This window comes from Mycolicibacterium bacteremicum (assembly GCF_002086115.1).
Classification (GTDB): domain Bacteria; phylum Actinomycetota; class Actinomycetes; order Mycobacteriales; family Mycobacteriaceae; genus Mycobacterium; species Mycobacterium bacteremicum.
The window spans coordinates 197422-211180 of record NZ_MVHJ01000008.1; the positions used below are offsets into that span (position 1 = coordinate 197422).

General features: G+C 68.5%; 13 protein-coding genes. 3 read left to right on the top strand and 10 right to left on the bottom strand.

Going from position 1 to position 13759, the window contains the following annotated elements; translation table 11 throughout:
- Window positions 1-7: 7 nt before the first annotated feature.
- The 5 genes from BST17_RS12310 to BST17_RS12330 form a co-directional block, all read right to left on the bottom strand.
- Window positions 8-784, bottom strand: coding sequence for a nitrilase-related carbon-nitrogen hydrolase (locus tag BST17_RS12310; RefSeq protein WP_234807648.1), 777 nt, complete (start codon window positions 782-784; stop codon window positions 8-10).
- A 14-nt stretch (window positions 785-798) separates the two neighbouring features.
- Complete coding sequence (gene hisD / locus BST17_RS12315) at window positions 799-2157, bottom strand: histidinol dehydrogenase (RefSeq protein ID WP_083058208.1); 1359 nt, start codon at window positions 2155-2157, stop codon at window positions 799-801.
- 93 nt (window positions 2158-2250) lie between these two features.
- A complete protein-coding gene (locus tag BST17_RS12320) occupies window positions 2251-3213 on the bottom strand; it encodes a LysR family transcriptional regulator (RefSeq protein ID WP_083058209.1) in 963 nt (320 codons plus the stop codon).
- A gap of 23 nt (window positions 3214-3236) precedes the next feature.
- The gene (locus tag BST17_RS12325; RefSeq protein ID WP_083058308.1) at window positions 3237-5057 is read right to left on the bottom strand and encodes an ABC transporter ATP-binding protein; all 1821 of its coding nucleotides are present in this window, start codon (window positions 5055-5057) and stop codon (window positions 3237-3239) included.
- Window positions 5058-5059: 2 nt separating this feature from the next.
- The gene (locus BST17_RS12330; protein WP_083058210.1) at window positions 5060-6871 is read right to left on the bottom strand and encodes an ABC transporter ATP-binding protein; all 1812 of its coding nucleotides are present in this window, start codon (window positions 6869-6871) and stop codon (window positions 5060-5062) included.
- Between the two features lie 171 nt (window positions 6872-7042).
- On the opposite strand from BST17_RS12330, the gene prrA reads away from it, so the two are divergent.
- Both prrA and BST17_RS12340 read left to right on the top strand, forming a co-directional pair.
- Window positions 7043-7756, top strand: coding sequence for a two-component system response regulator PrrA (prrA, locus tag BST17_RS12335; protein ID WP_023986252.1), 714 nt, complete (start codon window positions 7043-7045; stop codon window positions 7754-7756).
- Window positions 7757-7770: 14 nt separating this feature from the next.
- Window positions 7771-9129 (top strand): sensor histidine kinase, encoded by a 1359-nt coding sequence (locus BST17_RS12340; RefSeq protein WP_083058211.1) that lies wholly within the window; start codon window positions 7771-7773, stop codon window positions 9127-9129.
- 73 nt (window positions 9130-9202) lie between these two features.
- Here the strand turns inward: BST17_RS12340 and arfB are convergent, their stop codons facing one another.
- From arfB to BST17_RS12350, 3 genes are read right to left on the bottom strand one after another with little or no spacing between them, the layout of a single operon-like run.
- Window positions 9203-9325 carry a channel accessory protein ArfB gene (arfB, locus tag BST17_RS29860; RefSeq protein WP_264001808.1) on the bottom strand — a complete coding sequence of 41 codons (123 nt, stop codon included), beginning with the start codon at window positions 9323-9325 and terminating at the stop codon, window positions 9203-9205.
- A gap of 10 nt (window positions 9326-9335) precedes the next feature.
- Window positions 9336-9902, bottom strand: coding sequence for a channel-forming protein ArfA/OmpATb (arfA, locus tag BST17_RS12345; protein ID WP_083058212.1), 567 nt, complete (start codon window positions 9900-9902; stop codon window positions 9336-9338).
- An 8-nt stretch (window positions 9903-9910) separates the two neighbouring features.
- Complete coding sequence (locus BST17_RS12350) at window positions 9911-10273, bottom strand: FKBP-type peptidyl-prolyl cis-trans isomerase (protein WP_083058214.1); 363 nt, start codon at window positions 10271-10273, stop codon at window positions 9911-9913.
- Window positions 10274-10305: 32 nt separating this feature from the next.
- Here BST17_RS12350 and BST17_RS12355 point away from each other — a divergent pair, with 32 nt between their 5' ends.
- A complete protein-coding gene (locus tag BST17_RS12355) occupies window positions 10306-11874 on the top strand; it encodes a phytoene desaturase family protein (protein WP_083058215.1) in 1569 nt (522 codons plus the stop codon).
- Here BST17_RS12355 and BST17_RS12360 read toward each other — a convergent pair.
- Together BST17_RS12360 and BST17_RS12365 are read right to left on the bottom strand one after the other, a co-directional pair.
- A complete protein-coding gene (locus BST17_RS12360) occupies window positions 11871-12290 on the bottom strand; it encodes a MarR family winged helix-turn-helix transcriptional regulator (RefSeq protein ID WP_083058217.1) in 420 nt (139 codons plus the stop codon). The two genes, BST17_RS12355 and BST17_RS12360, sit on opposite strands and share 4 nt — an antisense overlap.
- On the bottom strand, window positions 12283-13704 hold the full coding sequence (locus BST17_RS12365; RefSeq protein ID WP_083058309.1) for an MFS transporter: 1422 nt from the start codon (window positions 13702-13704) through the stop codon (window positions 12283-12285). Before BST17_RS12365 ends, BST17_RS12360 begins: the two co-directional genes overlap by 8 nt.
- Between the last annotated feature and the right edge of the window lie 55 nt (window positions 13705-13759).

Here is a 13759-nt window from a genome sequence, read left to right on the forward strand (position 1 = left end):
ATTCCCCTCAGTACAGATCCGGTCGCCGGTCAGCGAACAGGTCGTTGTGCTCACCATTGGACTTGCTCGAAGTGATTTCGACGAACGACGAAGCGACACCGTCGGCGCCGGGCGTCGCGACCACCCAGCCCTCGCCCGAGACGACGGCGGTGCCGCCTGTCCATTCGACGCCGCGCTCTGTGCCGGATCGGTCCGCGATGGCCGTCGGCAGCCGCGACGCGCGTGCTGCGGCCATCACCTGGATGGTTTCGGGCGGATGCTCGCCGTGCGGCCGGTCCACTCGTGGCCAGTTGACCGGCAAGGCCAGTACTTCCGCTCCGGCCAGCGCCAATCGCCTTGGCAATTCCGGAAACTCGACGTCGTAGCAGATGGCGACACCGAGTCGACCGATCGACGTGTCGAGCACCAGCCCGGCCTGGTCCCCGACATCGAAGAACCGGTGTTCGGCGTCCCACAGGTGCGCCTTGCGATAGCAGCCCAGTGTCCCGCTCCGGTCGAAGACCAATGCGGAGTTGAACAGCTTTTCGCCCGCGCGCTCACAGAACCCGATCACCGCGACGGCGCCTTCTGGCACGTCGGCGGCCAGTGCCACCAGTCGCGAATCGTCGACGCTCATCGACAGCGAACGGGCTTCGTCGACATCGTTGAAGACGTAGCCACTGGTGGCCAACTCCGGAAGAACAACCAGCTGTGGACCGGGTGGTGACAGCTGCAGGGCACGCTTCGCCGCGGCGAGATTGCGCTTCTCATCGCCGAACTGGATCGGCAACGCGATGGCAGACACCCGCAGCTCGACCATCACCGGCCCCGGGTGACTGCCGGCGTCCCGTCGAAAGCGCCCGAGTGCCGACCGATCTTGTCGATCCGGATTGTGGCCGTGGCCTCATGCGCAGCCAGCCCTTCGAAGGCCGAGATGCGCTCGACCGCCGGCGCCAACGCGGCGGTTGCCTCCTTCGCCGCGCGCTGATACGTGAGCGGTTTCAGGAATCGGGACACCGACAAACCCGCGTTGTAGCGCGCCGTCTTACCGGTCGGCAGAACATGATTCGTTCCGGCAATGCCCTTGTCGGAGTATGCGACTGTACTCCACGGCCCGACGAACAACGAACCGTAGTTACGCAGCTCTTTCAGGAAGTAGTCATCATCGTCGGTCTGCACCTCGAGATGCTCCGGACCGAGGACATCCGCGATGGCGGCCGCCTGTGCACGGTCGGCGGCCACCACCACCGATCCGTAATCACGCCATGCTGCCCCGGCGATGTCGCGGGTCGCCAACGTCTCGAGTTGTCGGTCGATGGCCTCGATCACCCTGCGGCCGAGCGCTTCCGATGTGGTGATCAGTGCTGCAGGCGAGTTGGGGCCGTGCTCAGCCTGCCCCAGCAGATCGGCGGCCACCCACTCGGGATCGGCCGTCTCGTCGGCCAGCACCGCGACCTCCGACGGGCCGGCCAGCAGATCGATTCCCACTCGGCCGAAGAGCTGGCGCTTGGCCTCGGTGACGAAAGCATTGCCGGCACCGACCAGCATATCCACCGGAGCATCGCCGAGCAGCCCGAAAGCCATGGCGCCCAGCGCCTGAACGCCGCCGACGGCGAAGACCCGGTCCGCGCGTGACAGGTATGCGCCGTAGAGCACGGCGGGATGTGCGCCGTGCCCACCCGAGGGCGGTGTGCATGCGAGCACGGCGGGCACACCGGCGGTCTTCGCGAAGCCCGCGGTCATGAAGGCGCTGGCCAGCAGTGGGAAGCGACCTGCCGGCAGGTATGCACCCACCCGCGCCACGGGGATGTACTGCACACCGCCGACGACTCCGGGCGCGATGTCGACCTCGAAGTCGGTCAGATGTGCACGCTGGGCAGAGGCGAATCGGTTGGTGCGCTCGTAGCCGAGCTCCAGGGCGGCGCGGACTTCGGCGGGTAATGCGTCACCACTCTTGCGCAGGTCGGCGGCACTGACCTCCAGGTCACCGGTCCAGCCATCGAGTTCCCGGGCATAGCGCCGCACAGCGTCCAAGCCGTTGCGCTCGATGTCGGACAGCATCTCCGATACGCGTTCGACGACTTTCGGATCCCGCTGTGCCGGTGGGCCGTCGACGGCCGGCTTCTTGAGCCAGGTGAACGGTCCGAGGGCGCGTGCTTCAGCGGTGGTGATCTGCATGCGGGTGACGCTAGGCCCGTTCGCGCCAGAGGACTAGATGGGTAACTCCTGCACAAACCACAGGATTATCCGATACCGGATAATCACCACAGGTCAGACGCGTGATCGATCGATCAACGGCACCATCGAGCGCCCTAGATCCGCGGCAGTCTGCGGGAACACCGGGAGATCTTTCACCGTGTCCTCGGCCAACCGCGCGAACTCCCGGGTCGCATTCGACAGCGGCCGTCCCCGGTGCTGCGCCAAAGCGATGGTGTCGAAGAGCGGTTCGGCGAACGGAGCGGTGTGCAGTCCGGAAGGAAAGGCGTCGCTGGCGATCACCGCACCGCTGGCGATGGTGTCGCCGACACTTCCTGCCACGAGTTTGAGCGCGGATTCCACGTGCTCGATCTCGATGACCGGTTCCAGGCGCAGTCCCGCCAGTTGCGCGCGCTCGGCGAGTTGCCGGCGGGTCGGATCCTTCCATCCGTAGTGCGCGTCATACAGAACGAGCGTCGCCTCCGCGAATTGATTTATGGTCACCGGCTTTTCGGTGCGCGACGGGTCTGCGCTGACATAGAACACCTCGTCGCGCAGCAGTGGCCGGACGTCCAGATCCTCGTCGTCGATGGGCAGGATCAGCATGCCCGCCTCGATCTCGCCGGCCTGGATGGCCGCAGCCGTCTCGGCGGAGTTCTGCCCGACCAGCCGAACCCGCACCGACGGGTATCGCAGGTGGAAGGTCTGCACCAGATGCGACAGCAGGTAGTAATCGGCGTTGCGCGGAACACCGAACGTCGCCGTCCCGCCCCCGAGCGATCCCACCGACCGGACCGCTTGTACGCCACCATCGGCGGCATGGACGGCCTGTTGGGCGTAGGACAGCAGTTCACGACCCGCCGCAGTGAGTGTCAGCCTGCGGCTACCTCGCACGAACAACTGCGCGTCAAGTTCCTCCTCAAGCCGGCGAACGAGTTCGGACACCGACGCCTGTGCGACTTGCATGGCATCGGCGGCGGCTGTGAAGGACCCCAGCCTCGCCGCCTCGGCGAACGCGCGCAACTGATTCAACGTCATGGCGAACCGACCCTATGCCGCCGTCAGGCCAGCGATTCCACCCACGCCCGGTGCAACCCGGCGAACCGCCCTCCGGCGTCGATCAGTTCCTCCGGCGGCCCGTCCTCGACGACCTCGCCGTGCTCGAGCACCAGCACCCGGTCCGCGCTCAACACCGTCGACAGCCGGTGCGCGATCACCACGGCGGTGCGGTCGGCCAGCACGGTCGTCATGGCGCGCTGCACCATTCGCTCGCTCGGGATGTCCAGCGAGGACGTCGCCTCGTCCAGGATCAGCACCGCCGGGTCGGCCAGGAACGCCCGGGCGAACGCGATCAGCTGACGCTGCCCCGCCGACAGCCGGCCGCCGCGCTTGGCGACATCGGTCAAGAACCCCTCGGGCAGCCCGTCGATGAAGCGGTCGGCCCCCACCGCGACGGCGGCCTCGCGGACCTCGGCGTCGCTGGCCGACGGCCGGCCGAACCGGATGTTGTCGGCGATCGTCCCCTCGAACATGAAGTTCTCCTGGGTCACCATCACGACCTGCTTGCGCAACTCGCTCTGTGCGACATCACGCAGGTCGATCCCGTCCAGGGCCACCGCCCCGCTGACCGGGTCGTAGAACCGGGCCAGCAGCTTGGCGATCGTCGTCTTCCCGGCACCGGTGGTGCCGACCAGCGCGATTGTCTGCCCGGCCGGAATGTCCAAGGTCAACGACGGCAGGACCGGCCGGTCCGGCACATAGGAGAACTGCACGTCGTCGAAGGTGATGTGGCCCTGCACATTGTCCAGCGGTACCGGATGCGCCGGATCCTCGATCCCGGGATCCTGGGCGAGCACCCCGGCGATCTTCTCCAGCGCCGCCGAGGCGGACTGGAAGGTGTTGAAGAACTGCGAGATCTCCTGCATCGGCTCGAAGAAGATGCGCAGGTACAGCAGGAACGCGGTCAGCGTGCCGAGCGTCATCTCGTCGTGCAGCACCAGGTAGCCGCCGTAGAGCAGCACCGCGCCGGTGGTGAGGTTGCCGGTCAGCCGGACCGCGGGCATGAAGATTGCCAGCAGCTTGAAGGCCCGCTCGTTGATCGACTTGTACTGGTCGGCAACGTCTTCGAAGATCTCCTGGTTGCGCGGCTCGCGGCGGTAGGCCTGGACGGCCTTGATGCCGGTCATGGTCTCGACGAACTGCACGATCACCAGCGCGGCGGCCTCGCGGACCTTGCGGTAGGTCTTGGACGACTCGTTGCGGAACCACCACGTCAGCAGCACCAGGATCGGGAATGCGGTCAGGCACACCAATCCGAGCCGCCAGTCCAGCACCACCAGCAGCACGGCGGTCCCGAACATCGTCAACACCGCGGTGATCAATCCGTCGAAGCCGGTGGCCAGCATGTCCTGGATGGCATCGACGTCGTTGGTGGACCGGGCGACCACCCGACCGGAGGTGTAGCGGTCGTGGAACGCCACGTCCAGGCGCTGGAAGTGCCGGAACAGCCGGCGCCGCAACTCGATCAGGATCTCCTGACCGATCCGCCCGGACCGGCGCAGGAAGTACATCCGGCCGGTGGCCTGCACCGTCACCACACCGCACAGCGCGGCCAGGATGAGGATGAGTTCGCGGGCGGTGCCACCCTCGACGATCGGCGGGATGCCGTGGTCGATACCGCGTTGCACCAGCAGCGGCACCGACAACCGGGCGGCGTTCTCGACCACGACCACGACCGCCAGCAGGGCGACGATCTTCTTGTACGGCCGCAGCAGCGAACCCAGCAGCGAACGGGCCTCGCGGCGCCGGGAGATCGACTCGTCGATCGGGATGTTCTCGTCGGCGGCTTCGACGGCCTGGCCGCGCCACTCCGTATTCGACACGGTCATTGCCCGGCCTCCGCGAACTCCTCGTCGGCGGCCAGCAGGTACCGGTACTCGGGCGCATCGGCCAGCAGCTCGGCATGCGTGCCGACCCGGGTGACGGTCCCGTCCTCCAGCAGCGCGACCCGGTTGGCGAGCAGCACCGTCGACGCGCGGTGGGCCACCACGATGCCGGTGACATCGCGCAGCACCCGGCCCAGCGCCTCGGTGACCTCGGCCTCGGTGTGCACGTCGAGCGCGGACAGGGTGTCGTCGAGCACCAGGATGCGCGGTTCGGCGATGATGGCGCGGGCCAGCGAAAGCCGTTGCCGTTGACCGCCGGACAGGCTCATGCCCTGCTCACCGATGCGGGTGTCCAGGCCGAACGGCAGTTCGTAGACGAATCCGGCCGAGGCCACCTCGATGCCGCGGGCCAGATCCTCGTCGGTGGCCTCCGGATTGCCCAGCCGTAGGTTCTCGGCGACCGACATGGAGAACAGTGTCGGGTCCTCGAACGCGGTGGCCACGGTGCGCCGCAGCGCGGGCAGCGACAGCTCGCGGATATCGGTGCCGTCGACCAGGATGGCGCCCTCATCGACGTCGTGCAGCCGCGACAACAGCGAGGCCAGCACCGACTTGCCGGACCCGGTGGCGCCGACCAGGGCGACCGTCTCCCCCGATTCGACCGTCAGGTTCACATGGCGCAGAGCCCAGTCGGACGAGTCCGGGAACCGGAACCCGACGTCGACCAGCTGCAGCCGGCCACCGCGCGGCGAATCGGCGACCGCACCGTCGGTGATGGTGCGCGGCTCGTCGAAGATCTCGGCGACGCGGTTGGCCGCCGTCATCGACTCCTGGGTCATCGACAGCAGGAAGCCCAGCGAGGCGATCGGCCAGACCAGCGACAGCATCATCGTGATGAACGCGACCAGGGTGCCCATGGTGACCAGGCCGTGCCCGGCGGCGTACGCGCCGAAGCCCAACACGATGATCAGCGTGATGTTCGGGATGACCTCCAGCAGCGTCCAGAACTTCGCCGACACCGCGACCTTGCGGATCTCGGTGTCGAACAGGTTCGTCGCACGCTCGTCGAAGCCGCGGTAGGCGTACTCCTCGCGGCCGAAGGACTTGATGACCCGCAGACCGAGCGCGGACTCCTCGACGTGGGTGGCGACATTGCCGGCCTGATCCTGCGATTGGCGCGACAGCCGGGTGAACTTGCGCTGGAAATGCAGGATGGTCAGCGTGATCGGCACGATGGCCACCATCACCACGACGCCGAGCGGCCAGTACATGCTCAGCAGGATCGCCGTCACCACGATGATCTGGACGATGTTGAGCATCAGGAACAGCAAGCCGAAGGACAGGAACTGCCGGATCGCGGACAGGTCGTTCATCACCCGCGACAGCAGCTGCCCGGACTGCCAGTTGCCGTGGAAGGACATCGGCAGCACCTGCAGGCGCGCGTAGAGGTCCTTGCGGATATCGGCCTCGACCCCCATGGTGGCGCGGGCCACCAGCCAACGCCGGACGAACCACAGCACGGCCTCGGTGACCAGCAGCGCCATCGCGGCCAGCCCCAGCGTCCACAGGCCGGCCGAGTCCTTCTCCCGCACCGGCCCGTCGATGACGGCCTTGGTGAGCAGCGGCACCGACACCGTCGCGCCGAGGCTGACGAAGGCCGCGACCACCATCGCGATCCAGCGGACGCGGTAGGGCTTCAGGTACGGCAGCAGCCGCAGGATGTCCGAGGAGGTGCGGATGCGCTGCGGAGGCGGCGCGATCGCCGGTACCGATACGAGCCCTGCCACGTCACCACCTCCTCCCCGACCCATCTTGAGTTCTACGCCATGGATCCGACAACCGGATTAACCGGCGTGCGGCCAACGTAAAACCTCAACAATGGATGAGGTCAATTGTTTCCCGCCGCGGGGATCGGGCCACCTGCGCGACGAGGTGACGCGGGTGACCCAGCATCCCCCAGCCGTCGACCCCGATGGGGCAGTATTGGCGGCATGGAAAGTGGTTCCTCGACCTCGCCTCGGGTCCTCGTCGTCGACGACGACCCCGACGTTCTCGCCTCGCTGGAACGCGGGCTGCGGCTGTCCGGCTTCGAGGTGTCCACCGCCGTCGACGGCGCCGAGGCCCTGCGCAGCGCAACCGAGACCCGCCCGGACGCCATCGTCCTCGACATCAACATGCCGGTGCTCGACGGGGTCAGCGTGGTCACCGCGCTGCGCGCCATGGACAACGACGTGCCCGTCTGCGTGCTGTCGGCCCGCACCAGCGTCGACGACCGGGTGGCCGGGCTGGAGGCCGGCGCCGACGACTACCTGGTCAAGCCGTTCGTCCTGCAGGAGCTGGTGGCCCGGGTGAAGGCGCTGCTGCGCCGCCGCGGCTCGACGGCGACCTTCTCCTCGGAGACCATCTCGGTGGGCCCACTGGAGGTCGACATCCCTGGCCGGCGCGCCCGGGTCAACGGCGCCGACGTCGACCTGACCAAACGCGAGTTCGACCTGCTGGCCGTGCTGGCCGAGCACAAGACCGCGGTGCTCTCGCGCGCCCAGCTGCTGGAGCTGGTGTGGGGTTATGACTTCGCCGCCGACACCAACGTCGTCGACGTGTTCATCGGCTACCTGCGCCGCAAGCTGGAGGCCGGCGGGGCGCCGCGGCTGTTGCACACCGTGCGCGGTGTGGGCTTCGTGCTGCGGACCCAGTAGTCCAGACTTAGCCCGTGGACCTGAACGACCGGCTCTACCGCGCGTTGGGCCTGCCCAAACGCATCCTCTCGCTGCGCACCATCGTCATCGTCGCCGCCCTCGGGGTGGTCGCCGTGGTCATCACGATCGGCACCTGGGTGTGGATCGGCATCACCAACGAGCAGTACAGCCAGCTGGACCGGCGGCTCGACTCGATCAGCAGCCTCGGCGATGTCAGCACGCTGCTCTCCGACGCCATGCGAAACGACGGGGATGCCCCGGTCGTCGACCCGGATCTGGTGCGCACCGCCCGGATCGGCGGCGCCACGGTGTCGGTGCCCTCCGATGTGGTGCTGCCGGAGTTCCCGGACGGTTTCGAGACCACCACCATCAACGGGGTCGAATACCGGGTGCGCACCTTCACTGCCGGGCAGGCCTCGATCGCGCTCGGTTCCACGCTCACCGACACCGAGCGCCAGATCGACAATCAGCACCGCCGCGTGCTGCTGATCTGCGGCGGCGTCATCGGCGGCACGCTCGTGGTCGGCTGGATCATCTCCGCGGTGATGATCACCCCGTTCCGCCGACTGGCCCAACAGGCCCGCGCCATCAACGCCCAGTCCAATCCGGACGAGGTGAACGTGCGCGGGGTGTGGGAAGCCAGCGAGATCGGCGAGGCCGTCGAGGGCATGCTGGCCCGCATCGGTGACGAACAGCAACGCACCAAGGCCGCCCTGGAATCAGCCCGCGACTTCGCTGCCGTGGCCTCCCACGAACTGCGCACGCCGCTGACCGCGATGCGGACCAACCTCGAGGTGCTGGCCACCCTGGACATGCCCGAGGATCAGCGCGCCGAGGTGCTCGGCGATGTCATCCGCACCCAGTCACGCATCGAGGCCACCCTGTCGGCACTGGAGCGCCTGGCCCAGGGGCAGCTGTCCACCTCCGATGACCACGCCCCGGTCGACCTGACCGACCTGCTGGACCGCGCCGCGCACGACGCCATGCGGGTGTACCCGGATCTGGACGTCTCGCTGGTGCCCGCGCCGACGGTGCTGATCCTGGGGCTGGCGGCCGGACTGCGGCTGGCGGTGGACAACGCGATCGCCAACGCCGTCAAGCACGGCGACGCGACCCGGGTGCAGCTCTCGGCGGTCAGTTCCCGCGAGGGGGTGGAGATCGCGGTCGACGATGACGGGTGCGGCATTCCCGAGGAGGAGCGCACCAAGGTGTTCGAGCGGTTCTCCCGCGGCTCGACCGCCTCGGCGTCGGGCTCCGGGCTGGGCCTCGCGCTGGTGGCACAACAGGCCGAACTGCACGGCGGGACAGCATCATTGGAGGCCAGCCCATTGGGTGGCACCCGGCTGCTGCTACGGCTGCCCGGCCCTCACTGACGCCGGCGGCGCAGACTGAACGCCAGTGTGCACACCACGCCGGCCAGAAACGACAGCGCCAGCAGGGTGGAGCTCACGACGGGTCCCCCTCGTCGACCGGAAGTGGCTTGACGGTGAGCACCAGCACCACCCAGGTCAGCGCCGAACCCAGCACGAAGGCGACCAGATAGCCGAACCACTGCATGATGAAGTCCACGGGCGCCCCTTCAGCCCGGTGCCGGTGGGGCGACGGGCGGCGGTGAGAACACGGCGATGTCGTTGAACACCTTGAGGTCGGGCCAGGCGGCGCGGGCCGCATCCTCCAGCTGCACCTTCTGCTCATCGGATTGCGCCGTGCCGAACAGCGTGATGTGGGCGCCTTCGATGCTGAACCCGAAGTCCGCCAACGGCGCACCGGCGGCCAGCACACCGTCGAACCGGGTCAGATCGGCTGCCGTCACCCCGGTGATGGGGGTCAGCATGTTCAGCACCCTGGCGCCCGGCAGATTGTTGCGGGCCAGGTCCATGGCAAAGGCCACCGATGCCGGGTCGGGCAGCTGACCGGACAGGATCACGTCATCGCCCTTGCGTCGCAACGAGAACGGCGCCACCATCGCGTCCACCCCGGCGGCCTCGGTGGGGGTCGCCGGGACGGTTGTGCGCGGCAGCGCGGCATCCGCCGGTTCGGCGCCCGACCACCCGATGACGCCGATGGCCAGCGGCACCGTGATCAGTGCCGCCAGCCAACCGGCGCCCGGCGGACGCCGGTACCAACGCGCCGCAGGTACCGCCATGACAGTGCTCAGCGAGCGCCGAGCAGATCGATGACAAAAATCAGAGTCTTGCCCGACAGCCGGTGTCCGCCGCCGGCGGGGCCGTAGGCCTGCTCGGGCGGGATGGTGAGCTTGCGCCGGCCGCCGACCTTCATGCCGGGGATGCCGTCCTGCCAGCCCTGGATCAGGCCGCGTAGCGGAAATTCGATGGATTCACCGCGGTTCCAGGAGCTGTCGAACTCCTCGCCGGTGTCGTACTCGACGCCTACGTAGTGCACCTCGACGGTGCCGCCGGGCACCGCTTCGGCGCCGTCACCGACGGTGATGTCTTCGATGGCCAGCTCGGTGGGGGCGGGGCCGTCGGGAAATTCGATCTCGGGTTTCGTTGCCACGATTCACAACCGTAGTCGGGCAGACTGGTTTTGTGGCCTCGGAAACGGACACAGATCCCGACATCGTCATCGTCGGTGGCGGACACAACGCGTTGGTGGCGGCCGGATACCTGGCCCGGGCCGGCCGGCGGGTGCGGTTGTTGGAGCGGCTCGACCACGTCGGCGGCGCCGCGGTATCCGCGCACGCCTTCGACGGTGTCGACGCCCGGTTGTCGCGCTACTCCTACCTGGTGAGCCTGCTGCCGCGGCGCATCATCGATGATCTGGGTGCCCGGCTGCGGCTGGTGCGCCGGCGGCAGTCCTCCTACACCCCGGACCCGGCCACCGGCGGTGCGACCGGGCTGCTGATCGGCCGGGAGAACACGTTCGGCGCGGGCGGCGCCGCCGCCGACGAGTCCGGCTTCGGCGAGTTCTACCGGCGGGCCCGCCTGATCACCGGTGCGCTGTGGCCGACGCTGCTCTCCCCGCTGCCGACGCGGACCGCCGCGCGCACCCGGGTGCTGGCCGGCGGTGACCCGGCGGCCGCGGCGACCTGGCACGCGCTGATCGAACAACCGGTCGCCGAGGCCATCGGCGCGGCGGTGCGCAGCGATCTGGTGCGCGGCGTGATGGCCACCGACGCGTTGATCGGCACCTTCGCCGCCACCGACGATCCGTCGCTGATCCAGAACATCTGCCTGCTGTATCACCTGCTCGGCGGCGGCACCGGCGACTGGGACGTCCCGGTCGGCGGGATGGGCGCGGTCACCGGCGCGCTCGCCGCCGCGGCCGCCGCCCACGGGGCCGAGATCATCACCGGCGCCGAGGTGTACGCCATCACCCCGGACGGTGAGGTGCGTTACCGCACAGGCGATGTCGAGCATGTGGTGCACGGACGCCATGTGCTGGCCGGGGTGACTCCGGCGGTGCTGGCCAGGCTGCTGGGCGAGCCGGAACCGGCGGTGGCACCCGGCTCCCAGATCAAGGTGAATCTGATGCTCACCCGACTGCCACGACTGCGCGATACGCATGTCGCCCCGGAGCAGGCCTTCGGGGGCACCTTCCACATCAACGAGACGATGCACCAGCTGGACTCGGCGTACGCCGCGGCGACCTCCGGCGCGCTGCCCGAACCGTTGCCGTGCGAAATCTACTGTCATTCGCTGACCGATCCGAGCATCCTGTCCGAACCGCTGCGCCGGTCGGGCGCGCACACCCTGACCGTGTTCGGTCTGCACACCCCGCACCGGCTGCTGGCCGGGACGGATCCCGACACCGCCCGACTCCGGTTGGCCGCGGCGGCCCTGCATTCACTGAACACCGTGCTGGCCGAGCCGATTCAGGATGTGGTGATGGTCGACCGGCACGGCCGGCCCTGCGTGGAGGCCAAGACCACCGCCGACCTGGAGGACGCGCTGGGCATGACGGCCGGCAACATCTTTCACGGAGCCCTGCGCTGGCCGTTCGCCGAGGACGACGAAGACCTCGACACCCCGGCCAGGCGCTGGGGTGTGGCCACCGATCACGAGCAAATCCTGTTGTGCGGGTCGGGAACCCGCCGCGGAGGGGCGGTGTCGGGGATCGGCGGCCACAACGCGGCCATGGCGGTGCTGGAGAGCTAGTCCCCGCGCATCCGATGCAGGATCTGCTGCAGCGCAAGCAGATCAGTCTCGGCGAGGGCGCGCATCGATTCCGGCGCCGGATCCTCGACGCCGTCGATGACGGCCAGCAGGTCCCGCCCGGCCGGGGTCAGCGAGACTGTCTTGGATCGCCGGTTGGCGGGATCGGTCTCGCGGATCACCAGGCCACGCTCGGTCAGATCGTTGACGGCCACCGTCGCGGCGGGGGCGTCGATGGTCGCCGCCTCGGCGATCTCCTTGACCGACAGCGGTTTTCTGGCCAGCCGGGTGAGGATGCGCACCCGGCTGAACGGCAACCCCGTCCGCTCGACCACCGCGCGCTTCCAGGTGTCGTGGTTGTTGATCACCACCGAGGCCATCAGCCGCCATACATCGTCAGCGAGGGCGTGCTCAGGCATCGGCGTGCGCCTTGGGTCCCTCGATCAGCGGCGCCAGCCGGCGGGCGGACTCCATCGCCCGCGGCGAGGTCGACACCTGGCCCAGCACCACGATCACCACGCCGAGCGCGACGCACGTCAACCACAGCGGGCGGGCCGCCGCCGCGAAGTCCGCGGTCCCCGCGAGCGCCGCACCGGCGATCGAACCGCACAGTGCCACACCGATACTGACGCCGATCTGGCGGCTGGTGCTGGTCACCGCCGACGCCGCGCCGGCCCGGTCCAGCGGCATGCCGCTGACCGCGGCGTTGGTGATCGGCGCGTTCACCATCGAGAAGCCGATGCCGAACACCGCGAACACCACCATCAGCGTCCACACCGGGGCGTCCTCGGGCAGCAGCGCCAACACGGTGGACGCCACCACGATCATCGTCCCGGAGATCAGCAAGGACGGCCGCGCGCCGTAGCGACCGACCATGCGTCCCGACAGCGGCGAGAAGATCAGCGCGCCGACCGCGATCGGCAGATAGATCAGACCGGTCTGCACCGCCGAATAGCCGCGCGCGCCTTGTAGATACAGCGACATCATGAACAGCAGCGCACCCCACGAGGCGAACGCGCAGATGGCGATCACCGTCGCCGAGGCAAACGGCACACTGCGGAAGAAGCGCAGATCGATGAACGGGTCCGCGCGCCGGGATTCGAAGCGCAGGAACGCCGCAAACGCCGCCACGGCGACCAACGCGGCGGTGATGACGCGCGGATGACCCCAGCCCAGCGCGGGGCCCTCGATGAGCGCGAACACCGTGCCGAACAGGAAGAGCACGGCCAGCAGCTGGCCCACGGGGTCGACGTTGCGCATCGTCTCCGACCGGGTCTCGGGCACGAAGACCGCGGTCAGCACGATCGCGGCCAGACAGATCGGCAGGTTGATCCAGAACACCGCACGCCAGCTGATCAGGTGGATGAGCAATCCGCCGACGGTGGGCCCGAGCGCCATCGAGATGCCGACGACCGCGCCCCAGATCCCGATGGCCCTGGCACGTTCGACGGGCCCGGTGAACACCTGCGAGATGATCGACAGTGCCACCGGGTTGAGCATCGAGCCGCCGATGGCCTGGACGAAACGCGCGGCGATCAGCGCGTCGATGCCCGGCGCCAGGCTGCACAGCAGTGATCCCACCGCGAACACGGTCAGCCCGATCTGGAACACCCGGCGGCGGCCGAACCGGTCCCCCATCGCCCCGGACAGCATCAGCAGCGACGCCAGCACCAGGGTGTAGATGTCGATGACCCACTGCAGCTGGGACGCCGTGGCGCCGAGGTCGGTGCGTACCGACGGGATGGCGACGTTGACGATGGTGGCGTCCATCGACACGATCAGCAGGCTCAGGCAACAGGACGCAAGGACGATGGCCTTCCGCCGCGGCGTCAGCGTGCTAATAGTTGTGTTCACACAACTATTGTGGAACTACAACTGTTGCGGATGC

Bases quoted from the DNA above. Each gene is read 5' to 3' on its own strand.
- hisD (WP_083058208.1), bottom strand. From the start codon at position 2,157: ATGCAGATCACCACCGCTGAAGCACGCGCCCTCGGACCGTTCACCTGG.
- BST17_RS12320 (WP_083058209.1), bottom strand. From the start codon at position 3,213: ATGACGTTGAATCAGTTGCGCGCGTTCGCCGAGGCGGCGAGGCTGGGG.
- BST17_RS12330 (WP_083058210.1), bottom strand. From the start codon at position 6,871: ATGGGTCGGGGAGGAGGTGGTGACGTGGCAGGGCTCGTATCGGTACCG.
- arfA (WP_083058212.1), bottom strand. From the start codon at position 9,902: ATGGCGGTACCTGCGGCGCGTTGGTACCGGCGTCCGCCGGGCGCCGGT.
- BST17_RS12360 (WP_083058217.1), bottom strand. From the start codon at position 12,290: ATGCCTGAGCACGCCCTCGCTGACGATGTATGGCGGCTGATGGCCTCG.